This window comes from Alkalihalobacterium elongatum (assembly GCF_019024285.1).
In the GTDB taxonomy this organism is placed as follows: domain Bacteria; phylum Bacillota; class Bacilli; order Bacillales; family Bacillaceae_F; genus Alkalihalobacterium; species Alkalihalobacterium elongatum.
Window position 1 is genome coordinate 249,282 of record NZ_WMKZ01000003.1, and the last position, 23,518, is coordinate 272,799.

Annotated in this window: 28 protein-coding genes; 9 read left to right on the plus strand and 19 right to left on the minus strand. The window is 36.1% G+C overall.

Annotated features, from left to right (window positions below):
• Positions 1 to 3: 3 nt before the first annotated feature.
• The 4 genes from GKP30_RS06850 to GKP30_RS06865 form a co-directional block, all read right to left on the minus strand.
• On the minus strand, positions 4 to 1,449 hold the full coding sequence (locus tag GKP30_RS06850; protein ID WP_216828674.1) for a DEAD/DEAH box helicase: 1,446 nt from the start codon (positions 1,447 to 1,449) through the stop codon (positions 4 to 6).
• Between the two features lie 188 nt (positions 1,450 to 1,637).
• Complete coding sequence (locus tag GKP30_RS06855; RefSeq protein WP_216828675.1) at positions 1,638 to 1,811, minus strand: hypothetical protein; 174 nt, start codon at positions 1,809 to 1,811, stop codon at positions 1,638 to 1,640.
• Positions 1,812 to 2,181: 370 nt separating this feature from the next.
• Positions 2,182 to 4,629 carry a carboxypeptidase-like regulatory domain-containing protein gene (locus GKP30_RS06860; RefSeq protein WP_216828676.1) on the minus strand — a complete coding sequence of 816 codons (2,448 nt, stop codon included), beginning with the start codon at positions 4,627 to 4,629 and terminating at the stop codon, positions 2,182 to 2,184.
• A gap of 402 nt (positions 4,630 to 5,031) precedes the next feature.
• Positions 5,032 to 5,454: a spore germination protein gene (locus GKP30_RS06865; protein WP_216828677.1), complete on the minus strand. Its 423-nt coding sequence runs from the start codon at positions 5,452 to 5,454 to the stop codon at positions 5,032 to 5,034.
• A gap of 232 nt (positions 5,455 to 5,686) precedes the next feature.
• On the opposite strand from GKP30_RS06865, the gene GKP30_RS06870 reads away from it, so the two are divergent.
• The 4 genes from GKP30_RS06870 to gerPC all read left to right on the plus strand — a co-directional run bounded on the left by GKP30_RS06870 (position 5,687) and on the right by gerPC (position 7,321).
• On the plus strand, positions 5,687 to 6,010 hold the full coding sequence (locus GKP30_RS06870) for a hypothetical protein (protein WP_216828678.1): 324 nt from the start codon (positions 5,687 to 5,689) through the stop codon (positions 6,008 to 6,010).
• A gap of 109 nt (positions 6,011 to 6,119) precedes the next feature.
• On the plus strand, positions 6,120 to 6,341 hold the full coding sequence (locus GKP30_RS06875; RefSeq protein WP_216828679.1) for a spore germination protein: 222 nt from the start codon (positions 6,120 to 6,122) through the stop codon (positions 6,339 to 6,341).
• A gap of 25 nt (positions 6,342 to 6,366) precedes the next feature.
• The gene (locus GKP30_RS06880) at positions 6,367 to 6,582 is read left to right on the plus strand and encodes a hypothetical protein (protein WP_216828680.1); all 216 of its coding nucleotides are present in this window, start codon (positions 6,367 to 6,369) and stop codon (positions 6,580 to 6,582) included.
• Positions 6,583 to 6,688: 106 nt separating this feature from the next.
• Positions 6,689 to 7,321 carry a spore germination protein GerPC gene (gene gerPC / locus GKP30_RS23875; RefSeq protein ID WP_216828681.1) on the plus strand — a complete coding sequence of 211 codons (633 nt, stop codon included), beginning with the start codon at positions 6,689 to 6,691 and terminating at the stop codon, positions 7,319 to 7,321.
• Between the two features lie 193 nt (positions 7,322 to 7,514).
• Here gerPC and GKP30_RS06890 read toward each other — a convergent pair whose 3' ends face one another.
• The 6 genes from GKP30_RS06890 to GKP30_RS06915 form a co-directional block, all read right to left on the minus strand.
• The gene (locus GKP30_RS06890) at positions 7,515 to 7,604 is read right to left on the minus strand and encodes a YjcZ family sporulation protein (protein WP_216828682.1); all 90 of its coding nucleotides are present in this window, start codon (positions 7,602 to 7,604) and stop codon (positions 7,515 to 7,517) included.
• Positions 7,605 to 7,864: 260 nt separating this feature from the next.
• Positions 7,865 to 8,152, minus strand: coding sequence for a hypothetical protein (locus GKP30_RS06895; protein ID WP_216828683.1), 288 nt, complete (start codon positions 8,150 to 8,152; stop codon positions 7,865 to 7,867).
• Between the two features lie 63 nt (positions 8,153 to 8,215).
• Complete coding sequence (locus GKP30_RS06900; RefSeq protein WP_216828684.1) at positions 8,216 to 8,650, minus strand: hypothetical protein; 435 nt, start codon at positions 8,648 to 8,650, stop codon at positions 8,216 to 8,218.
• Positions 8,651 to 8,760: 110 nt separating this feature from the next.
• The gene (locus tag GKP30_RS06905; RefSeq protein WP_216828685.1) at positions 8,761 to 9,408 is read right to left on the minus strand and encodes a hypothetical protein; all 648 of its coding nucleotides are present in this window, start codon (positions 9,406 to 9,408) and stop codon (positions 8,761 to 8,763) included.
• 115 nt (positions 9,409 to 9,523) lie between these two features.
• Positions 9,524 to 9,967 carry an Hsp20/alpha crystallin family protein gene (locus tag GKP30_RS06910; protein WP_216828686.1) on the minus strand — a complete coding sequence of 148 codons (444 nt, stop codon included), beginning with the start codon at positions 9,965 to 9,967 and terminating at the stop codon, positions 9,524 to 9,526.
• A gap of 203 nt (positions 9,968 to 10,170) precedes the next feature.
• Positions 10,171 to 10,686, minus strand: coding sequence for a LysM peptidoglycan-binding domain-containing protein (locus GKP30_RS06915; RefSeq protein WP_216828687.1), 516 nt, complete (start codon positions 10,684 to 10,686; stop codon positions 10,171 to 10,173).
• A 159-nt stretch (positions 10,687 to 10,845) separates the two neighbouring features.
• Between GKP30_RS06915 and GKP30_RS06920 the strand changes: the two genes are divergently transcribed.
• A complete protein-coding gene (locus GKP30_RS06920; RefSeq protein ID WP_216828688.1) occupies positions 10,846 to 11,073 on the plus strand; it encodes a spore germination protein in 228 nt (75 codons plus the stop codon).
• A gap of 35 nt (positions 11,074 to 11,108) precedes the next feature.
• Here GKP30_RS06920 and GKP30_RS06925 read toward each other — a convergent pair whose 3' ends face one another.
• The 3 genes from GKP30_RS06925 to GKP30_RS06935 all read right to left on the minus strand — a co-directional run bounded on the left by GKP30_RS06925 (position 11,109) and on the right by GKP30_RS06935 (position 13,808).
• Entirely contained in the window at positions 11,109 to 11,945 is an 837-nt protein-coding gene (locus GKP30_RS06925; protein WP_216828689.1) for an ATP-binding cassette domain-containing protein, read from the minus strand.
• Positions 11,946 to 12,066: 121 nt separating this feature from the next.
• Positions 12,067 to 13,224 (minus strand): agmatinase family protein, encoded by a 1,158-nt coding sequence (locus GKP30_RS06930; protein WP_216828690.1) that lies wholly within the window; start codon positions 13,222 to 13,224, stop codon positions 12,067 to 12,069.
• Positions 13,225 to 13,394: 170 nt separating this feature from the next.
• Complete coding sequence (locus GKP30_RS06935) at positions 13,395 to 13,808, minus strand: Hsp20/alpha crystallin family protein (protein WP_216828691.1); 414 nt, start codon at positions 13,806 to 13,808, stop codon at positions 13,395 to 13,397.
• A gap of 238 nt (positions 13,809 to 14,046) precedes the next feature.
• Here GKP30_RS06935 and GKP30_RS06940 point away from each other — a divergent pair, with 238 nt between their 5' ends.
• From GKP30_RS06940 to cbiQ, 3 genes are all read left to right on the plus strand, one after another.
• The gene (locus tag GKP30_RS06940) at positions 14,047 to 14,511 is read left to right on the plus strand and encodes a YppG family protein (protein WP_216828692.1); all 465 of its coding nucleotides are present in this window, start codon (positions 14,047 to 14,049) and stop codon (positions 14,509 to 14,511) included.
• 233 nt (positions 14,512 to 14,744) lie between these two features.
• Complete coding sequence (locus tag GKP30_RS06945) at positions 14,745 to 15,353, plus strand: CbiM family transporter (RefSeq protein ID WP_216828693.1); 609 nt, start codon at positions 14,745 to 14,747, stop codon at positions 15,351 to 15,353.
• A gap of 68 nt (positions 15,354 to 15,421) precedes the next feature.
• Positions 15,422 to 16,174, plus strand: coding sequence for a cobalt ECF transporter T component CbiQ (gene cbiQ, locus GKP30_RS06950; RefSeq protein ID WP_216828694.1), 753 nt, complete (start codon positions 15,422 to 15,424; stop codon positions 16,172 to 16,174).
• A 106-nt stretch (positions 16,175 to 16,280) separates the two neighbouring features.
• Here cbiQ and GKP30_RS06955 read toward each other — a convergent pair whose 3' ends face one another.
• The 6 genes from GKP30_RS06955 to GKP30_RS06980 all read right to left on the minus strand — a co-directional run bounded on the left by GKP30_RS06955 (position 16,281) and on the right by GKP30_RS06980 (position 22,677).
• On the minus strand, positions 16,281 to 16,373 hold the full coding sequence (locus GKP30_RS06955) for a YjcZ family sporulation protein (RefSeq protein ID WP_216828758.1): 93 nt from the start codon (positions 16,371 to 16,373) through the stop codon (positions 16,281 to 16,283).
• Positions 16,374 to 16,621: 248 nt separating this feature from the next.
• Positions 16,622 to 17,815: an iron-containing alcohol dehydrogenase gene (locus GKP30_RS06960; RefSeq protein ID WP_216828759.1), complete on the minus strand. Its 1,194-nt coding sequence runs from the start codon at positions 17,813 to 17,815 to the stop codon at positions 16,622 to 16,624.
• A gap of 110 nt (positions 17,816 to 17,925) precedes the next feature.
• Positions 17,926 to 19,020, minus strand: coding sequence for an enoyl-CoA hydratase/isomerase family protein (locus GKP30_RS06965; protein ID WP_216828760.1), 1,095 nt, complete (start codon positions 19,018 to 19,020; stop codon positions 17,926 to 17,928).
• Positions 19,021 to 19,127: 107 nt separating this feature from the next.
• Positions 19,128 to 20,585, minus strand: coding sequence for a CoA-acylating methylmalonate-semialdehyde dehydrogenase (locus GKP30_RS06970; protein ID WP_216828695.1), 1,458 nt, complete (start codon positions 20,583 to 20,585; stop codon positions 19,128 to 19,130).
• Positions 20,586 to 20,886: 301 nt separating this feature from the next.
• On the minus strand, positions 20,887 to 21,459 hold the full coding sequence (locus GKP30_RS06975) for a hypothetical protein (RefSeq protein WP_216828696.1): 573 nt from the start codon (positions 21,457 to 21,459) through the stop codon (positions 20,887 to 20,889).
• 570 nt (positions 21,460 to 22,029) lie between these two features.
• The gene (locus GKP30_RS06980; RefSeq protein ID WP_216828697.1) at positions 22,030 to 22,677 is read right to left on the minus strand and encodes a nitroreductase family protein; all 648 of its coding nucleotides are present in this window, start codon (positions 22,675 to 22,677) and stop codon (positions 22,030 to 22,032) included.
• A 287-nt stretch (positions 22,678 to 22,964) separates the two neighbouring features.
• On the opposite strand from GKP30_RS06980, the gene GKP30_RS06985 reads away from it, so the two are divergent.
• Positions 22,965 to 23,456, plus strand: coding sequence for a CBO0543 family protein (locus GKP30_RS06985; protein ID WP_216828698.1), 492 nt, complete (start codon positions 22,965 to 22,967; stop codon positions 23,454 to 23,456).
• The last annotated feature ends 62 nt before the right edge of the window (positions 23,457 to 23,518 follow it).

Below are 23,518 nucleotides of genomic sequence, written 5' to 3' on the forward strand. Positions count from 1 at the left end.
TTGTTACTCTTTTGCCTGATGAACTTTTAATTTTTTGCCTTTTATCGTCGTATTTTTCATTGCCTTTAAAACGAGCGGACCTTTTCCATTTAAGATATCGACAAATGAAGCTGTTTCTTGAATTGTAATAACTCCAATATCATCTGCCGTAACACCTGGCAGTTTTGTAATAGTTCCAACAAAGTCTACTGCTCTAATTTTCTTCTTCTTTCCACCATTAAAATAAAGCTTCATTATATCTTTATTTAGGTGTGCACTTCTATCTTTTTTGGTAGTAGGCGTCTTGTTGTTTTTACGTTCAAAAGTGGTCTTTCTCCTTGCAACTTCTTCCTTTGATGGAACTGGTATTTTAGTAAGACGGAAGCCAATATATGTTTCAATCTCCTCTAAATATTTTTGTTCTTGAGGAGTAATTAATGTGTATGCTTTTCCTGCTTTTCCAGCACGCCCAGTTCTTCCTGTTCGATGAACGTAGCTTTCTTTTTCAAATGGGACATCATAGTTAATCACATGGGTAATATTCTCTATATCAATACCTCTTGCTGCAACATTTGAAGCAACTAAATACCGAAACTTTCCTTTTTTAAAATCATTCATGACAGCTAAGCGGTTTTCTTGGGTCATTCCTCCATGGATTTCTTCACAACGATAATTAGAACGCTTTAGCTGACTATACACATCATCAACCTGCTCTTGTGTATTGCAAAAAATTATACAACTATCAGGGTTCTCTACAATTGTTAGATCTTTCAATACTGCAAATTTGCTTTCAGTATTCACTTCCAGAAGAAAATGGTCAATCTTATCGGTTGTGAGTCCAGCAGCTTCAATTTCAATATGTAGAGGAGATTGCAAATATTTTTCACAAAGGTTTTCAATATCTGGTGGTAATGTTGCCGAAAAAAGCATCGTCACACGTTCTGTCGGTAGTTCATTAATGATTGCTTCAACTTGATCGATAAAGCCCATATTCAACATCTCATCAGCTTCATCTATGACTAAATAGCTTATACGTTCTAATGCTAGTGTTCCTTTTTGAATGTGATCCAAGACACGTCCAGGAGTCCCGACAACAACATGGTTTTTTTGTTTCAACTCCAGCTTTTGTCGAGCAAAAGATTGCTTTCCAAAAATAGCATTCGCTTTTATGCGCTTATATCTTCCTATATTAGTGATGTCTTCAGTCACTTGAACTGCAAGTTCTCGAGTTGGTGTAAGAATTAAAGCTTGAGGCTTGTTTTCTTCCCATTCAACTAGCTCACAAATTGGGATGCTAAAAGCAGCTGTTTTGCCACTCCCTGTTTGTGATTTCACAACAAGGTCGCTTTTTTCAAAAGCGATCGGTATAACTTTGCTTTGTACCTCGGTTGGCTGTTTATACTCCAAACTATTAAGCGCTCTAATAATATCAGTACTGAGATGAAAATTTTGAAAACTATTATAGATCATTTTATCCTACCTCATATATGTATTTTCTTTTTAGTATTCCTGTTTTCACTTATCGTAATGAATACCGTTTAAACTCTTTGGTTCATCATAAGGTGTGGATATTTAGAAAGCAAGGTTTTTGATGATGTTGTGCCATAGTCGTGCATCAAAAAAGAAGCGATACTCACGTAGCGCTTCTTCTGAAATCTTTAACCTGCTTTTGTAATGAGACAATTTTCTTCCCATTCTTTGTATTGTTCTTCTGATGATCCCCACTGTAACCAAGAGACCATTATTTTTATTTCGTTGTTTTTTACTAACCAATATTCCCATCTCTTCTTACTAATGTTTTCATAAATACCGCTTTTTCGAATTGTGCTCATAATCTCCCCCTGGGTAACATTAATTTTGCTAAATGAGAATTACTACTTGGACATGCATGAAAACGCTTTATAAATTTCTATAGTCTTTTAATTCTATCTTCGTGTTGAAAAACCCTTCATATATTTTAAATTTTCTGTTATTTGTTGTAAATTTCAAACATATATTAACAAATTTGCATGACTAAAAGCTGATGAACGAGCCTACTAGGCGATTGAATAATATATCAATTACTTTAACAACAGACGTTTTTAAGAGAAATTTAAACGGCCTTTCCTGGTTGTATACCGAGAAAAGACCGCAGCTTCAAATACTCTTCTTTGCTTGTCTAATTGACAGGGTTACGTATATACCCACCCTCCGTACTCTGGTTTAGGATTCTTTTAAGGGGGTTTCTGGTGTCCCCTCTAGCAGTTGGATATCTAAAACGTCCATTTCTATTCCGTCCACAAATAATTGACCTTCTTGAACGGTGAATTTTTTATTAAAAAAGATAGTTTCATAGCCATAGTCAAAGTAGTTTTCAACATAGTACAACTCATATTCACCATCAGGTAAACGGAATTTGTATGTGCCGTTAAAGTTGATCCAGCTTCCGTATTGAATCTGTTGCTCTCCAAAATTAATGATCGATTGAACCTGAACTAATCCGTCATCCAATAACTGTTCACCTGAAAATACACTTCCTGTCAATGTAACTGGGTGAACGGTAATATCTAGTTCATTTACGGCGTCACCATTAATAACTAATTGACCATCGACAATACTGAATTCTTGTGAAGGATTATCAGATGTTCCGTCAACCATAAAGATATTATTTACTTGGTAATCCCCATCAGGTAATCGAAATTTAAAAACCCCAGTATCTGCCCAGTTCCAGTAAAACCTTGTATCATCTGCATCACCAATAGACATAACTTCGACTCCACCAGAAATGAGGTTGCCTTCATCTAGTATTGTTCCTGTCAGTGTAATTGGCGGTAAAGTAATAACGAGTTTTTCTTGAAGGTCATTGTTTTGGTAAAGCTGTCCATTATTTATGGTAAAAGGTATTTCTAGATCTGCACTTGTATCATCATACAAGTAGATATGAATGACTTTGTACTCTCCATCTGCTAAACGCATAGAGAACGTACCATCCGCTTCTATCCATCTCCAATAATAATGTTGGTCATCCAGTGTTGAAATTAATATTTCCCCATGGTGCACAGGAGCATCGCCATCAAGGACGATTCCATGTAAACTAACAGGTGGTACAGTAAGTTCAAAGATTGATGTCTTTTCTCCATCAACATATAGCTTTCCATCTCTTATTTCAAAGGAAGCATTAACTGCAAAATCTCCATTATCTTCAAAGATAAATCCACCATTAATTGAATAAAATCCATCTGATAAGCGTAAAGAGAACTTTCCATTACTGTCAGTTGCTGCATAATAGGACTCGTATTGATCATAATCATCAAATTCCTTTTCTAAATACACAAACCCTTCTAGTACATTACCGTTCTCAACTAGTTGTCCAACAAAAGTTACTGGTGGAAGGACAACATCAAGTGTTCCTTTTTTATTGCCTTCTTGAACAAGTTTTCCGTTACGAACTTCAAATGGAACCGACACATATGTGTTACGTGTTTGTTCTTCTACTTGAATTAATTTGTACTCCCCATCGTTTAATCGATATTTAAAATTCCCTTTCTTATCAACAGGTGTACCATACCAATCTATAATATTACCTTCGTCATCGTAACCTTCGAACATTACATAACCATTAGTAAGTGGTTTTTTTCCATCAAAAATGGTCCCCATTAATGTAAGATCAGGGATTTTAATATTTATTGTGGAGACTTCTTTTCCATCAATAAATAATTTTCCATCCATAACTTTAATCTTTACGAGCTCCCAAGCAGAATATGTTTGATGGTAAATACTTAGTGTATAGTCACCATCAGAAAGTTCTCTTAGTTGAAACTCTCCTTTGTTATTTGTAACAACATATTCTATAAATTCATAATCATAGTGTTCATCGTCAAGGACTTTCTCAAGTATAATTCCTGCATTGGTTAATGAACGGGAACTATCAGACACGCTACCTCTATACTGGAGTTTAGGAAGAGTAAGTTCAAGTGACGAAACTCTATCTCCATTTAAATTTATTTCTTTCCCTTCTACAGTAAAAGGAAGTGGGTATTGATAGTAACCTTTACCAATTCCTACTCCAAAGAGTAAATAGTTCCCATCAGGGAGAGAGGCAGAAAATGCACCATTACCATTTGTTGGTATTGAGTATACTTCTTCATATTCACTATCAATGTTAAAAATATAAAGCTCACCTTTAATTCCTTTTTCTCCATCGGTTAAAGTACCTTTAACATTTACATTAGAATTTGGTTGTTGGTGGGAAACCTTATTTTTATTCGTAATCTTTATTTCTTCGTTAGTTGATCCTGCTATTTCTCCATCTTCAACGGTAAATGTAGAATTCGTATTAAACCAAGTATTGCCGTCTTCTTTAATAGCCTTTACTACATAGTTGCCATCTTCTAATTTCGTTTTGAAGCTTCCATTTGCATTCGTCATTGCAAATTTCCAATTTGTATTTTTATCTTTTGATTGAATAAGAAGTCCAGAATTTTTAGCTGCATTCGTTCCTTCTTTTACATTTGCTTTAACAACATTTTCAATAGTGTTAGTTTGTGTCGATTGCCATTCAGTGTTAAGTATGGATGATTTTGATTTAGCAAAGCCTTGTCCCATAAATGATAAGCTAAGGAAAACTGTTACGAGCATAATAATGAAATATTTCTGTTTTTTACTATTCACTTTTCTTCTCTTCCCTTCATGAATAAAATAATTAATCTAGAAATAGTCCTCCTGTTCACTTAATCTAAATTAGCAAGGTAAATAATTCCACTAGGCTAAAAATTTATCCTTTAAATTTTATATTAATTTTTTATTAAATGTTAAAATGAGGAAAGAGTAACAGTTGTATCCTAAAGCTCTAAATTACTATTTATCTATTTTGTCTGGTTCCATAAAAAAGTCATCCTACTATATTCCTTAAGTTTAAGGGTATTTATTTTTATAGGTCTTTATACCTGTTGGTGTTGAGACGATTTTAAGTTCCTTGAAAACATACGTTTCAACGATGAGTTCTTAATATGTTTTTATATTACAAGTTTTCAACCAAGTAAAAGAGCTGCTTTTCAGCAACTCCTAACTCTTTTATTTTTTCTTCTTTTTCGCAATCACCTTTAATTTTTTTAAGTGATGATCCATGTTCGTTTCAGGTTCATTCCAATCCATTTTACAACTCTTCTTTTTAGGTTTTTTCTTTTCTTCATCCTCATCCTCATTATTTTCATTGTCTTCTTCTTCGTCTTCAAATTTATTTATTATATACTTGTTCATTTCAAATTTGGGGCATTCATTTTCCTCGTTGTTTTCTTCCCCATTCTCCTCATTTTCTTCATCGTTTTTACAAAAGTTAAACGCTATTTCGTCACCAATGATATACTCCGCGGCTTGGAATTTAGAGTTTGCTTGATGGCCCTTATGGATTGTCGGACCGAAGTTAATTGACGCCCCTTTAGATACTTGATTTATTTTAAAACAACCAATGTTCGTAAATGGACCATACCTCCTCATAATATGATAACCTCCTTATACTTGCCTCTCGTATAATTTATGAATAAGCGGACAACCAAGTATAGGTAAACTTCACTATAAAACGATAAATAGATTGTTGTACTCCATAGAAATAACCGTCCAACAAGTATAAGAGTTCATATACTTCTATACACGTAAAGGTGCATGAATAATAAGCTTATTCATTTCATACATCATTAAGTAAATGATTTTGTAAAATGGAGGGTTTTTGATGCCTGAATCTCGCATTATGAATCTAGAAAAGCGCATTGAGCAGTTTGAAAAACTCTATATTAAGGACAAGGAATTTTTAATCGAACAATTAGATAAGACCCAAGTTGCTATACAACAATTAAAACAGGCACAAACGATACCTACAGCTGGAAGTGAAATCGAAGCGTCAGGTTCATTTCAAAAAAAGATCGAATATTTAACTGCAGCCAACGAACAAATGTTTCAACAAAATAAGCGCTTAAGGGAATTTATTGAGGACGCTCTAGAAAAAAATGAACCACTCGTATATGAAGATTACTACAAGGCCTTGCGGGGCGATTAGAAAAATAATTGAAACGGACTATTCGTTGAATTTACACTCGTACACTGTGACATTCACCTAATTTTGGGCATAGGATTAGAGTAAAGACAAAATTCAGGAGGGCGTCATTGTGCCACATGTAAACAATATCGCGGGGATACGAATTAATAAGGCGTCGAGTAATGCCTCTATTAATTTTGGAAATACCGTTCATAAAGGCCACCAAGCAAACGTTAAAATGTTTGTCGGGTATTATCATGCGGGAGATGCAAACTTCAGTCCTCTTCAATTTAATAATGCTAACATTGCCAATGATCCAGATTTAAAAGATCAACCACAGGTACAGGTTTAGATTTTTTTGGAAAGGACTTGAGAGCATGCAAATTAATATAAGAAATATTAGAATTAATTCAATGAGTACGATTGGTTCATTAAATATTGGAAAACAAATCTTTTCTGATAATCACGCAAATACAATCAGATTACCAAAACCGTTTTATGAAGAAGTTGAACCAAACAATGAAGAAGAAGAAGGCGAGAATGAAACAATTGATATTAATAATCTTCCCCCTATCACATTACCCCCAGGTTAAATGTACAAACATATGAGACGAAGCTTACAATTGCTACCCGAAAAAAGAATAGGCAAATTTGTCACCCCTTTAACATAGTCTAATTATAAGGATTATTTTTAAAGGGGTGATACTTATTTATCGTTATTATCAAATGCCAAATTACTGTTATCAGAGATATTCACCGTATTGGCCATACAACTGCCCCAAACAATTTTGGGGACAACAGCAAACTTATATCCCTAATTATATACCTCAAACGACTAGTATGACCTATGCGTATCCAACAGCGGAAACAACTGGGTTACATCAAATGTACAACATGAATGAAATGAGCGGAGAAAATGAGAATGATGGCGAAGAACGAAACGAATTAATTCCAAAGATGGAAGTGAAGCAAAAAATTCCAAATTTTTATAAATTACTAGAAGATTTAAAAGAAAAGGTCGAAAAGGTTGAGGAAGAAAACGAAGAATTAAAAGAGAAATTAGAAGACTTGCAACCAATTAACATAGAAAATATTAATTATAAGATCCAAGAGCTATCTGTTGAGGAGTTATCTGGGACGTTGAATATTGGAATTACTGCACTCACTGACCCAGAGAATTTAAAGCAGCTATTGAAGGATTTTGAAGGTATTAATTTAAATGACCTCGAGGAAAAAGAGATTAATATGGAAGAATTAGAAAATCTCGAAAATAATGAAGGACAACAAAATAATCAGTTCAATAATAACAATAACGTAAACAATTCTAATTAATAGTTTTAGTAACAAAATGTTACCTATGACAACTATGGGTCGTATACATATGTTTGTCATGCGGTTAAGATTGTTATACATTTAGTCAATTTTAAGGCTTAACTATTATATAAGAAAGAACACTAAAGCATCTTATGGATGTTTTAGTGTTTTTCTTTCCTACCAATTTTTACTGTAAAAGTTTAATTGTTAATTACCAAGCGTAAGATGCTCCTACGATAACAAGTAAAATGAAAAGCACGACGATCAATACAAAGCCGTTTGCTCCATGTTTATAGCTCATCTTTAACACCATCCTTTCACCTGTACTACTAACAAAATATGCAAGTGGTGTAGGGAGTGATTAGACTGATAGACATTAAACGAAAACTTATATAAGTAATAGTAGTCTTTAACTGTAGTTTTTTTAAGTTTAAGTAAATGTATGTTAGACACTATATACATGCACCTAGTAGATATGTACTCGCTTCTTTTAAAAAACGTACTTGAAAAAAATGCATTGCCAATTTGGCAATGCATTTTCTTACTAAAGTTCATTTTCACTTACTCCATGTTCATCATATCCTCAATAAACTGAGGGTCCTCAAGTAAGGAGCCGAGTAATGAGTGACATCCATTTACACATTTAATCCACCCCAACGTTCCAGGAGTAAACCCAAACGCCAAACATTGCTGATAACAATGTTGCATCGGTTCCTGTTTCTGATGGAACTTTGGTAACTCCACTTTATGGGGGGTGAATGGGTGCCATGGAATAGAGTATAAACCTGTAAATGGATTAAATCTTCGTCTTATCGAAGGAAATGGGGCAATATAGGGATGAAAAGACATGTGCATAAACTCCCTCATTAAGTTCTTTTGCGATAGTTTATGTGAGCTTGTTGACATTGTTACCTATTCTTCTTGGGAAATGGCGGATTTGTGATTTTTCGTACGTTTATAGAAAAAAAGTGCAATCCCAATGAAAATAAAAAAAACAGCTCCACCTATCAACCATCGATGGGGATCGGACTTAACAATAACCTCTTCTCCAACCGTCCATTCAGTACGGTGTCCTAATCCATCTGTTGCTACAATAAAATGAGCTTCAGTTTTATTAAAGGAATAGGAACCTTGTTCATCTAAAGGTCCACTTTCTAATTCTGAACCGTCTTTATCATAAACAGTCACTATCGTACGCGTAGAGAAACTTCCATCTTCATATAGTACCTGTAACACTCCCTCATCTTCTGGAATGATCATCATTTTATGAGCAGAAACTGGTTGAGTATGAATGATCATCATAAAAAGCAGAATAAAAAGGACATAGATCCATCTACTTCTCTTCAATGTATCTCTCCCCTCCAGTTCTCCTTAATTATAAATTTAACGTATTGTGCTGATATAAAAGGGAGCGAAACTGGAGCTACTCAAAGCGACCAGCCCCAGCCTTAGCTCTGTTAATGGTCGTGATCATGTCCGTGGCCCTCGTACCGTTTCTCATTTTGAACTTCAATTTCTTCTCCATTTTCTTCAAAAATTTGCATTTTAAACTCACTTGCATCATGCTCTAAGAATAGTGCATAGCGTCCCGTTTCTGTTATCGAAAATGTAAATGTTGTTTGGTCCTGCTTTAGAGGTAAAAGATAGATATACTCATGGATTGCTTTAAAGGTTTCATCTTCATTCACTTCTTCTGCAGGAGCCTCCATTAGATGGGCTGCATGATGATCTAGATCCTTGATATTACTATTTTCTAATAATACTGCAATAAGCATTGTTTCATCACCATGCTTATTTTTATTCAGTTGTAGGGTATATGTACCTTCAGAAAATTCATAGCTCCCTTTCCATTCATAAGGTAATTCATGATGGTGATCGATTCCGTCAGTTTCTTCTTTATCGTCATTCGTTGTGACGGGATCTTCCTCTTGACTTTCTGTAGGCTCCTCGTCGGTCTCTAATTTCACATCTGCTTTATCTTGAGCGATTTCCTCCTTATTAGCATTCATTTCATCGTTTGAACTACTTCCCTCTTCAATACTACTACAGGCGATTAAACTCGACGTAATGACTGCACTAGCAATTATCACTTTAATCTTCCTCATCTCATCCTTCCCCTTCTGTAAACTCTTGTAGTTAATACTTATGATATGACTGATGGAAATATAAGGGCTTCTTTCAATTGGACTATTGACAGTTCATATAAAAAAGTCAGCTGGTCTAGTAGCTGACTTTTTCCTCATCTAAATTTTTAATTTTAATTTTTTGTTTCATTTGATTTGGTTTTATTAGGCGATGTAAATGTATAATTAATAACCCTCTTTGAAAGGATGCGTCCATTTTATCTTCGCGTACAGGGAAAGGTAATTCAATTGTCCGTTTAAAAGGTCCTTGTGGGAACTCTTCTTGAATTAACCTGTACCCATTAAAGTTGGAATGAATCGTTCCTCTTACTTCAAGTGTTCTTTCATAGGAATATATGTCAACATCCTCTAGCTTTAAACCTGGTAAGGCAAACACACAAAGAAGTTCGTTGCCATTTTCATAGATGTTTACTTTCGTACCGACGTTTTGGAAGTTAACTTGGTCAAAATTAGAGAAAAAATCATCTCCTAAAAATTTAGGTATCATCTTTTGCCAACCATTGGGGAAATGGTTATTCATACAATCCCCTCCTTTTTTTATCCATAAGTATAAGTATGATTTCTCTAATTGGGCGGTGCCTGTACGAGGGGAATGGTCTTTTATAAAACGCATAGAAGGTAATTTTCTTGGAATAATTCTTCTATTTTTTTCAGTTAAAATAAAACGAGAGGAACAATATTTAATAGATCCCCTCGTTTACAAGCTAAGGTTTAAAGTATTTATTAATAATACCTTTGTTGATTATAAAATTGTCCAGTCCAAGTTGGATACGTATAACCTACTGGAGCTTGATTTCCGTATTGATATGGATTTTGATATTGTTGATTGTTTATCTGCCCTTCATATGGTTGTTGTGTTTCTGCTTGCCGTTCATTGGAAGAACTGCTTTCCTGTGCTACACGTTGATGAATGGTCTCCCACCCGTAATACCCTGGTGTTAATGTTGTATGACTACCGTAGCCTACAGCATAATCTTGGGACGGCCATTGGGTATATTGTAACTTTACATATTCTACAGGTTCTTCAGGTACGTAGGCACAAACATTTCCTTTACCTGCATTAATTTCTGGAATCATCCCACCCATTGTACTATCTGGGATAAGAACTTGAGTTCCTTGCATAATATTAGTTGGATCTTGAATATGTTTGTTTAAATCCAGTAACATATCAAGGTCGACCTTATACTGATCCGCTAATACATACAACGTTTCTCCTGCCTGACAATGATGTGTTCTCACTATTAAATTACCTCCCAATAAAATTAATAAACAACACTATATTTTATTCAGCCATTGGGTATATTGCCATATATTTTTTAGGCAAATTACTGTTGATTGAGTGTCATTCTATTATTTAGAACATAGGATATGGGTATCTAAGGAAGTTAGGGGGAGATTATGTTCTTGACACATATGAACAATATTCTTGGGATTAGGATCAATCAATCAGCAAATAACGCTTCCATCAACTTCGGTAATGTTGTCCATAAAGGACACCAAGCAAATTCAAAGTTTAATAGCGGTTACTTACAACCTGGCGATGCAAACTTCAGTCCATTGCAGTTTAACAATGCCAACATTGCCAATGATCCTGATTTGATTGATCAACCTCAAGCACAAATATAATCGTCCGTTTCCGTCATCAGAGGTGGGGAATCGATTTAATAATTGGCATTTTCTGTGGATCGCAGCACACTATAAAGCAAACGAACAGCCTCCTGTTCATTGATAGGTAACTTATCACATTCAAAATTAGGAATCATCCTAAATAAACGTGCGATTCTCGGTAAATGTAAATTCGCTTTCCTAATCGATTCCTCATCTACTAATAAGTCAGGGCCTCCTGTAGTTAGAATTTTTCCATCCTTCATCAAAATAATAATATCAGCCCATGAAGCAGCGAAATCTACATCATGAGTAGATAAGATAATGGTTTTTCCCATGAAGTTAAGTCCTTGCAAGAGACCAGCGACCTCATCCTGCCCTTTTGGATCAAGGTACGCCATCGGTTCATCTAAAATAATGACATCAGGTTTCATCGCTAATATCCCTGCAATGGCTACGCGTTTTTTTTGCCCATAGCTTAAGTGATAGGGTGCTTTTGTTTTAAATTCCAACATTCCGACTGACCCTAAAGCTACCTCGCAAACTTCCTTCACTTCTTGTTCGCTTAAACCTAGGTTCCTAGGCCCAAATTGGACATCTTCCCACACCGTTCCTGAAAACACTTGATCATCTGGGTCTTGAAAGACAAGCCCAACTTTCTGCCTTATTGTTTTTACATTTTTCTTAGTTAGAGGAACCCCCATGACTGATACGGTACCTTCTTGTGGTAATTTTAAGCCGTTTAAATGGTGTAGTAACGTGGACTTTCCTGCTCCATTCGGTCCGAGAATAGCGACTTTAGAGCTGAGTGGTATTTGTAGAGATAATTTATCGAGTGCTTTTGTTGAGTCGGGATATTCATATGCTAATTCTTTGATTTCAATCGCATGCATATCTTTATCCTCCTTTCTTAACTAATGTATTCACTCATTAAGGCAACATAACTTTAATCTAAGGAGTTCTAATCTTGTATACTTAAAATAAAAGACCGGCTTTTTACACCGGCCATGCTCATCATGTGAATTTCTTTCCTAGCTTTCCTGCGTCTACCATCGCTGCTAAAACATCGGCAATACAACGTGTGCCTAGTAATGCTGTCTGGTCACTAACATCATACGGTGGTGAAACTTCTACGAGCTCCATTCCACAAATTCCTTCTCTAGCGACAATATCTAAGAATTTCAACCCTTCTCGAGGTAAAAATCCACCAGGTTCAGGCCAACCCGTACCTGGAACAAACCCAGCATCAAAACTATCAATATCTACACTTAAGTAAACAGCTTTTGCTCCGCCCTGCCATGCTTTCTCAAGTGCGATTTCTGCGACCTTCTCTACTCCTAATCTTTCAATGTCAAAAATAGATATCGCTGTAGTATTCAGCTTCCGTACGTTTTGGACGGATTCCCTTGGAACCTGCCAACCTCCAATCCCAACTTGAACGAGATTTTCTGGTGGTGCATTTGGAATATTTGTGGCATGGAACCAAGGGGTAGTATGCATCCGCTCATCCATGTCTTTCTCTTGTAGATCTAAGTGGCGGTCCATATGGATAATACCGACTTTTTCACCTAGGACATCTGCAATCGCACGAACACATGGGTAACCAATCGCATGGTCACCACCAAGCATTACAGGCATTGTTCCTTGCGCAAAAACATGAGAAACAGCTTTGTAAATTTGGTCGAAGCTCTTTTCGATATTTGCAATCGTAAATACATCACCAACGTCACACATATTTAAGGATTCAGCTAAATCCACACCTTTTTCATAACTATAACTCGTATAAAGCTTCGATATCCGTCTCATCGCTTCAGGGCCAAAGCGAGCCCCTGCACGGTATGTGGTTCCGATATCAAAAGGAACACCAATAAAGGCTACATCATATTCTCCAACACGACGAACATCTTCTAAAAATGGAGTCCTTAAAAACGTAGGAATCCCTGCGTAGGCAGGACGAGGTTCTCTAGTAAAGGTGGATATCGTCCGATCCCCGATGGAAGGAGCGGCTTCTAAACCGTACTCGACAGACCTTCTTAATTTATTCATATTTTCTTCCTCAGGAATTTTTGCTTCTTTTTCCGCCTGTTCGATCCCGAGTAAGTCTGTTGTTCGCTCGCTTTCTAGGGCTTTTTTCTGCCTGTAGCTCAATCCGTGGTTGTCAAAAAAACCCACTCACACCACCACCGTTTTTAAATTTTCTAAGTTGCTAGTTCGTCTAAGCTCCTCTTATTCACTCATACTTTGACATTATATTCTGTAAAAACATTTCCATGCCAAAACTAAAGAAATCGTATGAGTCTAAACGAGCATATTTTGTATAGACAATATCTAAGTTTACTTATTTACTTATGCTGATGTTTTTTCTGTTTGAATCGAGGCATTCTCTGTAAGTAAACGGTTAATAATCCACTGTTGTAGCTATATTGCACGTCATCGTCTTTTACTGGATAAGGTAATTCAATAGTTCGTTTAATTGGCCCCTGTAAAATTCCTTCTTGCACTAATCGAAAGTCGTGGTCAGTGACCTGTAAAGTTCCCCTCAATTCTATGATATTTTGTTCTACGTAAATATCAACATCCTCAACATGGAGACCTGGTAATGAAAAAACACAAATAAGTTCCTTTCCTGATTCGTACATATTAACGGGAACTTCCGTCTGGTTTTTCATCAGGCCAGGAAATTCAATTGAAAAATCTTCCCCTAATAAGTCCTGAACGGAACGATTCCAATTCGTGGTAGTACCCTGTTTGTTCATAAGCGCCCCCGTATTAGTGAATTCAATTATATGTATGCCTATTAGGTATTTGTCGTGCATCTAACCTTTATTTAAAGCTTGACCTCTTTTACAGAGAAAAATGATTTGGTAGTGCTGAACGAAGTAAAGTGTTTCATTCTGGGTAAACGCCGTTTCATCGTCCAATTCAACGAATACATTATTTTAATGGACGATTTTATTCATCCTGTATGTATGAGAAAAAGAAAAGGAGGATTATATGTTTCCTTTTGGTAGAAGAAATTTTGGAGGAATGTTTGGGAACCATCCGTCTGGCTTTAATCCATTCAGCACTAATCCCATGGGCTTTAATCCGTTTGATTATTCCAATCAACAGTATCAACAACAAAATCCTTTTCAATCAGGATTTTTTAATAGCTCACCATTTCAATCAATGCAACAGCCGCCAGGTTTCGGTCAACAAAACCCAAGTTTTATGCAACAGCTAATGGGGCAGCAAAATCCAGGACCAATGATGCCGTTTCAAGGTCAACCTAATGTAGGTCCAATGAATTCATTTAACCCCCAACAACATCTTGGACCAGGTCAACATCCTCAAGGGTTACAATCTCTGTTTAAAAACGATAAAGGGCAATACGACTTAGCTAAAATTGGAACGGGCGTTCAACAGGTAATGGGAGTTGTTAATCAAGTAAGCCCACTAATGAAGATGTTTATGAAATAGGATCCTACACCTCTTTTAAATCGTTAGGAAGATTGATGATTTAAGAGAGGGTGGGTGTTTTACCTTTAAATTCTAGTTCCTGTTTCAGTAGATATTAGGCTATAAAGGTCTGTGCATATCCCTAAAATGTTCAATTGGACAAGCACCAAACATTCTTCGCTATTAAAGGACTGAATACTTCACGTCTAAAAACAATATAAATAAGCAAGAAATAGTGTCCGATGAAGGGATGGATGAATGTGCATGTGGCAGACGGCGTTCTAAGCTTTCCAGTTGCTGTAGCGACGACAGCTGGAGCTATTGGAATTTTAGCTTATTCATTAAAAGGCATCAAAGAAGACGAAATCCCAAAAATCAGTTTGCTTACAGGGGCTTTTTTTGTTTCTTCCTTAATAAATATACCTGTAGGACCTACGTCGATCCACCCACTCCTTAGCGGTTTTCTAGGATTAGCTCTAGGTCGAAGAGCTCCGATCGGAATTTTTATCGGTTTACTTCTCCAAGCTGCACTGTTTCAACATGGTGGTTTGAGTACGTTAGGGGCAAATACGTTGTTAATGTCACTCCCTGCTTACTTAGTTTATTTTATGAGTCAGACTGTTAAACAAATACCCTATTTCTTAAAAGGTTTTGCTGCAGGATTTGGAGCTGTATTGGGAGGAGTATTTTTGTTAATTCTCCTGCTCTTATTATCTGACCAGCGCTATACTGAAGGAACCTTTTCAGTCATAAATATAGTGCTCGTTGCTTATTTTCCTCTCGCTATTTTAGAAGGGGTACTTACTGGCTTTTCAGTGAAGTATTTGTATACGCTGCGGCCAACCTTTTTTGAGGAAACATAGATTAATTGGTTTGGATGGTAGATCAATACCGATTATTAATTTAAAAAATTTTTAGATAGGTGATGACGATGCCTTATGGACAGGAAGATCAACTAGAAGAATTCGAGGGGATTTCACAATGGGCGCTTGTTTGGGAATCACGGGCAAAATTAATTTCGGCTATTATTTATATCTTCGGCGTCATTAGTCTTCACACTGTTTCGTTCGCGCTTATTGCTTATAGCTTTTCCATTTTTGCTTCACTAGTGATGGGTATTTCCTTTTTAACTCTACTTAAACGTTACCTATTAATTGCGCCTTTTGTTTTACTTATGACGATCCCTCTTGTTTTTGGTGGAGGTATCCCGCTTGATCCTGATCGTATCGCTTTTGCTTTACTTATTATTTTAAAAGCGGTTACTTCCATGACGGTTTTAACGATTATTCTTGAAACACAATCGGTTGATCAATTTATGAATAGCCTAGCTCATTTAAAGGTACCATCGATCATGATCACAGTGTTATTATTGTCGTACCGATATGTGTTTTTATTTCTCGATGATATTCAAAAAATGCAGCTCGCGCTAAAGACTCGCTTTTTTAATGGTGGGATTAGTATTAACAATTTAAAAGTCTACGGACAGCTTACAGGAGCTTTGCTGTTAAAATCACTTGATCGGTCAGAGAAGGTATTTCAGGCGATGGTGTCTCGTGGATTTAATGGTAACCTTTGCTTTGGGCAAGCACATGAGATTACGAGATCAGATTTAATTAAAACTGGGCTCTCTTTCTTTATTATAATGCTTATCGTCGCTGTTGAAATTGTATTCTTTCGAATGTAGTAAATTTCTTATATTTTTTTATTCTAAGTCTATTAAATTTAAAGAGGGTGTTCCCAAAAGTTACGCTTCTGGGACACCCTCTTCTATATTAATCTATTAAATTTTATTACTTAATATAAGCTGAACCAACGATCACTAACAGAATGAACAACACTACGATTAACGCAAAACTGTTATACACTCTATAACACCTCCTTATGTGTTACAATACTACCTTATGTCATTGAGCATAAAACGAGTGGGCGTATGCCCCTGTTTGTAGTAATTGATGGAAGTGCCGTTCCAAAAAGAAATTTTTAGAAAATTAATCCCACATTACCGATTACAATAATGAGACTTAAAACAACTCTCCAAAATAAAAAAGGAGCATGAATTTTACAATTCATACTCCAAAAAAGAGCTGTCTCTTTTATAGGTTCCGTAAAGAAATGTTCTTTAAAAAACCCATTAAATATTCTGTTCTTCCTTCATGTTGTAGTCATAGCATGCATAATACAATTCAATTATCTCATGTTCTTCAGGTACTTTCGGGTTATTTGCAGGACTTCCGCTAGCTACAGCGTCTTGTGCCATTTTATGAACGACTTTTTCAAGAGTAGGTTGGTCAATGCCCCATTGCTTCATATTTGGGATATTTAATTCGAGACATAGTTGTTTCACATCCCTAACGAACGTATCAGCTAAATCTTCTTTTGACGCACCCTTTAGCTCTGGTTTTATCGTTAAAGCCATTTCCGCTAATTGATCGATACACTCATCTTTACTGAATTCGAGTACAGCAGGCAATAACATCGCATTCGATACTCCGTGCGGAACGTGAAACATCGCTCCCATCGGACGTGACATACCGTGGACTAAGCAGACGGATGCATTTGAAAAGGCAACTCCTGCTTGTAATGCCGCTAGTGCCATATTTTCTCGTGCAACTATGTCTTCACCAATGTTATATGCTTGACGAATATTTTCAAAAATAAGCTTGATCGCTGAAAGGGCTAGGTGATCGGTAAAAGGATGTGCGCGTCTTGAGATAAATGCTTCTACTGCATGACATAACGCGTCGACCCCCGTAGCTGCTGTTACATTTTTTGGTGAAGAAACCGTAAGCAAAGGGTCCACAATTGCGACCTCTGGTAAAAATGCTGTTTGTTTAATCATCATTTTTACATCATTTTTTGTATTCGTAATTACCGTGACATCTGTTGCTTCCGAACCTGTTCCTGCTGTCGTAGGAATTGCAATTAATGGTAAAGGCATTTCCGTCGCTATTCGATTGTTGCCCATATACTCACTAATATCGCCGCCATTTGTCATAAGCACCGCAACCGCTTTTGCAGTATCGATACAACTACCCCCACCTAATGCAATAACGACGTCACAGTTGTTTTCTTTAGAGAGCTCTAGCGATTGTTCTACATGTTCATTAGTAGGTTCAGTGTTAACACCAAGATAAGTAGTATAAGATATTCCAACCTCTTCTAAGTAGCGAACGCATTCACTTACATACCCAAGGTTATCCATAATCTGATCACTAATAATTAATGCATGAGTCCCTCTTCGTTTTGTCTCTTTCCCTACTGTTTTTAGCGATTCTCTTCCATAAAAAATCGCTCTTGGCATGTAGACACTTGAAATAGCATTCATCAAAACAGCATTCCCCCTGTACACTTATCAATTTTAACTCGATGACATCCCTTCTCTTCGTTTGCTATGGCAATCATTAATTCTAATTAATGTATTAATTTTGACTCAAATTATTTTAATGTGTCGAACTTATTTAATAGATCCTCGTCTTCTTCCCACCTAAAGAAAGCTGATACAGCCTCTTCTGTAACGTCCTTGAATTGGGAAGGACTCCATTTTGGTGAGCGATCTTTATCAACTAGTACCGCCCGCACACCTTCATAGAAATCTGGTAGAGTCATAAAATTCATACCTAATATAAACTCCATCTTGAAGCAGTCGACAAGTGATTTGTTTTCACCTTCCTGTAATTGACGAAGGGTCACTTTTAATGATGTTGGTGATTTGGATAGCAAAGTATGTAATGTTTCTTTTGCCCACTCATCTCCATTATTTGCGGCTCCTTCTAATGAAGAGATAATTTCCTCCATGCTAATATGAGAAAAATGTTGATCTATTTTTTCTTGTACAGTTGCGAGGTTGGCATTTTTGACATCAATTGGTTGGCAATATCTTTTAAGGATTCGATTAACTTCATCTTCAACATCGTTTAATGCCCAATCTGTGTTAAAAAGATCTGTTGTTAAATTCGTCCAGTTATCACTATTCATGAAATAGTCCCCTGCACCTGCATACATTACATCTTGAGCCTTAATAATACCTGAAGTAAGAGCTAGATAACGACCAGTGAAACCTGGCATTTGATTTAAAAAGTAACTAGCTCCAACATCGGGGAAGAAACCGATATTCATTTCAGGCATTGCCCATTTTGTCTTCTCTGTTACAATTCGATGAGATGCACCAACTGAAAGTCCAACACCGCCACCCATTACGATACCATCCATATTAACGATCACGGGTTTTGGATATTGATGAATCATAATATCCATCGAATACTCTGTTGAGAAAAATTCGCGTGCTAGACCTAAAATATTAGAGTCTCTTAAATCATAAATAGCTCTCATATCACCGCCAGCACATAAACCTTTCGTTCCTTCACCGCTAATAACGACTAGAGAAATTGATGGATCGTATTCCCACTCGATTAATTGGCGAGAAAGCAATCTGACCATTTCAGCATTTAGCGAATTTAGAACCTTTGGACGGTTTAACCGGATAGACCCGACATTATTTTTTACTTCAAATAAAACACTTGCTTCACTCATTAGATCGTTCACCTCATCAAATTTTCTGTAGAAGGAGGCATGATTTAATGTCATTAAATCCTCCCTCTACGGGTTGCTGTAACTTCTATTCCGATTAGTTTACTAATTTAGTAACGTGCTGTAAGCATTTTTTTACGTGTATAAAATTCAACGCCATCTTTTCCATTCGCATGGAGATCGCCGTAGAATGAATTTTTATAGCCAGAGAACGGGAAGAATGCCATAGGTGCTGGAACACCTAAGTTAACCCCTAGCATACCTGCATCAATATCTTCACGGAATTGTCTTACTGCTTTGGCACTATCAGTGTATAAGCACGCACCATTGGCAAAATCAGACTCGTTTGCAATTTCAATCGCTTCGGCGAGATCATTGACACGAATGACCGATAATACAGGAGCAAAAATTTCATCCTGCCATATTTTCATTCCAGAGTTAACGTTATCAAAAATGGTTGGTCCGACAAAGTAACCGTCTTCGACTACTTCATCTTGACGTCCGTCACGGACGAGCGTAGCTCCTTCTTTTTCACCAATTTCAATATATTGAAGCGTCTTTTCTTTATGTGATTCGCGTATAACAGGCCCAAGAGTGACATCTTTATTGATACCGTTTCCAATTTTGATATCATCTGCAGCCTGTTTTAATCGCACCATTAACTCCTCTGCGACATCTCCAACGGCAACGACAACAGCGCAGGCCATGCAACGTTCTCCTGCTGAACCAAAAGCCGCACCTATAATGTTTGTAACGGCACTATCTAAATCGGCATCAGGCATGACGATAGAATGATTTTTTGCTCCCGCTAACGCTTGAACTCGTTTACCGTTTGCTGCTGCAGTCTTGTAGATGTATTCGGCTACAGGTTGTGACCCTACAAAAGAAACTGCTTTAATATCTTTGTGGCTTAATATTCCGTTTACAACATCGTGTGCTCCATGGACGATATTTAACACGCCATCAGGAAGTCCAGCTTCTTTAAATAGCTCTGCTAAGCGGTTCGCCAGAAGTGGTGTACGCTCTGAAGGCTTTAATACAAACGTATTTCCGCAAGCGATGGCTAACGGGAACATCCAGCAAGGAACCATCATTGGGAAGTTAAACGGTGTAATACCACCGACGACACCAATCGGGTAGCGGTACATACCTGACTCTATTCCACTTGCAATATCAGGAAGCTGCTCACCCATCATTAAAGTAGGTGCTCCTGCAGCAAATTCGACACACTCAATCCCTCGCTGCACTTCTCCATAGGCATCGTCATAACTTTTTCCATTTTCCTTCGTAATTAATTGAGCTAGTTCCTCCCAGTTTTCCATTAAAAGCTGTTGATAGCGAAAAAGAATACGTGCACGTTTTGGTACAGGAACGCCTCTCCAATCTTTAAATGCTTCTTTCGCCGTTTTTGCAGCATAATCTAAATCCTCATATGTAGAGATTGGAACGTATGCAATGACCTCGCCAGTAGCTGGGTTGTAAACTTCTTCAACCTTATTTGTTTTTGCCTGAATCCATTCTCCTCCAATGAAATTTTTAAGGGTTTGTACTTCAGTTTGATTGACCATAAAAAAACTCCTTCCTATTTGCTAAAATGCTAGTGTTAATTTTGGAATTTTCAGTATCTTATTGAGAAAAGGGGGCTTGCAAAGTACTCATATTGTCATATGTGTATTTTTGGACCAAACTGTATTAAGTTTTTATACACAAAGTTATACCTATGAAAGGTTCACTTTATTTATTTCTCCTTATTTCAGCTAATACCTCTTTCTTTCGATAAATTTTTATTCTCGTCGGTATAAAAATTTTTAAATAATATTAATTGAGTAGAGAAATAAAAAAAGATAGCCGAAAAGACTATCCTCCTTGTTATTTTTCTATAATAACGTTCTCCCAATGTTTATCTATCATTTTAACACCAGGAGTTGATATTCTATCAACAAATTCCCATTGTTCCCCGTTAAATTTTCGTATATGAAGAAGGTTATCCCCATTAGATTTTTTATCAAAAATAAGTACATGTTGATTGTTTTTATTGTAGTATACGTAAGGCAGTATATCACCATAAGTTTGAGTTGAAATGACTCGGCTGATAACACTGGCCAAATTATGATAAGCACCCTTACCATCGTAAACCAAATCATTCGGTAGATATTCATATTCTTGGAGATCTAGTTCATGTGTCCTTACAAAGTCATTTTTTACATTTTCTCGCAAATTGTCCATTCTTTCTAATACCTTAAAAAACTTTTCAAGTTGTTCGTCGTCTAATGAGTTTATGTCGGCTGGAATCATTAAAGGTATATCCTCACTCGAATTAAATGAGCGAGCATCGTTACTTACATCTGATGTTAAAAAAGTACCAGCTAAAGAAAAACCAACACCTAACAAAACCATTGATGAAATAAAGAAAGAAAGATACGGGCTTTTATTTCTTAACATTGTCCGACCACCTTATATGTCTCCCTTGTAGACTCGTTAAAATGAGTTTATCAAATTTTTTTCCTAACAAGTGGAAATGCTCTACTTTTCAAAAAGATTACAAAGTATTACAAATTCATATCACAAAATCCAATAATTAGGCCGTTTTTGCTAGGAGATTTGGGGAGAAAGGGACATTCAATGTAATTAGGTTTAGTTGTAGCTGTTATAAGAACATAAGAACATCGTAGTTACAGTATTAGGAAACGGTGTGTTGTAAATCTGTGCTTAGAACAGGTGAAATACAGTATTAGGAAAGTTTGTGAGCTAAAGTCACATTTAGAGAAATAGTTTTATTTTTTCAGGGAAATCCATGTCCTAAAAGTGTATTTAGAAACAATAATATACAATAAAAAAAATTCTATTCTAAATCAACCATATTGGATCATTAAAATTGGAGTCAATTTACATATAGCATTTCAGCTTCCCTTTACTAGGCAAAGCAAAAAGGAGCTACTTTAGCAACTCCCCCATCTGCACTATTCTATTGATAGCCTTTTATGTACTTACAATCATCTGTTGTTAAAATTACTACTCAATGATCGTCAATATTTCTTCAACTGGCTTTCTTGGCATTGTTTTCGGTTGATCTGTTGGGTGTCCTAGTGAAATTACCATATTAATTTCTTTATAGTCTTCAATGTTTAAGTATTCGCGTAGCTTGTCTTGTGCTAATAAAACTGGGCCAGTCATCGGACAAGTACCTAGACCTTTTGCATGTGCTGCTAACATTAGGTTTTGTGCAGCTAAACAACTGCTTTTAATTCCTTCTTCTGTCCAAACGTGCTCTTCAACAAAACCAATTGGGTCAAATATTTTATCTTTAAATTTTGACTCATATGGTGTTGCAAGGCAAACGATAAGAACAGGTGCTTCAGAAAAAGCTGTTGCATAAGGCCCGAATGAGCGAACGAGAAGTTTCGCTGGTTTTTCAAATCCTTTTTCTGTCGCTTCATTTGCTTTATCATGAAGCGAAGCCCATGTCATATCTTCAATTTCTTTAATTTTTTCTTTATTCGTAATGACGAGAAATTCCCATGTTTGTGAATTTGTATCTGAAGGTGCAAATCTAGCGCAATCAATAATATCTAGAATATCTTGTTTGTCTACAGGCTTGTCCTGAAACTTACGAATACTTCTTCTTTCTTGAATTAATTGTTTCGTTTGTAAAAAATCCATGAAAACACCCTTTTCAAATAGTTGTTATGTAAAAATTTCTAATATACATGTTTATTTTATCAAAAGAGAAAAGAAATGCCACATCAATTAAATATAAAATCATGTAATTAAAGATTAAAATTGTTAATTTTTGAATATCCTACTCCTTTAAGTACTTTTTAAAAGTGGTTACAATTTAAATCCAACAAAAGAATATTTCGATAATCTTCACTAATTTTTATCAAATGTGAATAACAATAGGTTTAAATAAGCACCTTATAGGTATTAGTTATTGGGAGGACCGTCATATGAACAGAAAACCAGAGCGTACTATACTGTCGGTCGTTACATTTATTTCATTATCCCTTTTACCTTTTACGATTCTGAAGCGCTCTTTTAAAGATTGGATTATTGTATATCTTGTAAGTTGTATTGGAAATGCTTTTGCTGATAGCCTTCTTGTCTCTAACGGGTATCTTAAATATAGAGTTAGACCTTTCAAGAAAAACTTTGCCATTCATTTCCCATTTGACTTTATTCACTACCCGTTGTTATTGCTTTATTATAATCAATGGACATTGAACAGCCGTCCAGTCGCTTTCATTTTAAAACTTTTTCCTTTTGTCATTCCACAGGCGATTATTGAGACGATAGTTGAAAAGAACACTGATTTGATCACATGGAGAAAAGGCTGGACTTGGTATCATTCATTTGTCTCACTGCTTGCAAAATTTTTACTATGCCGTCTTATTATTGCAGTAATTAGAAAGATTAATATTGAGAAAATATCAACGACATAACAGCTCCACCAATATAAAAGCCTAAATATCATAAGAAAAACACCTCATGAGCTTTTTATTCT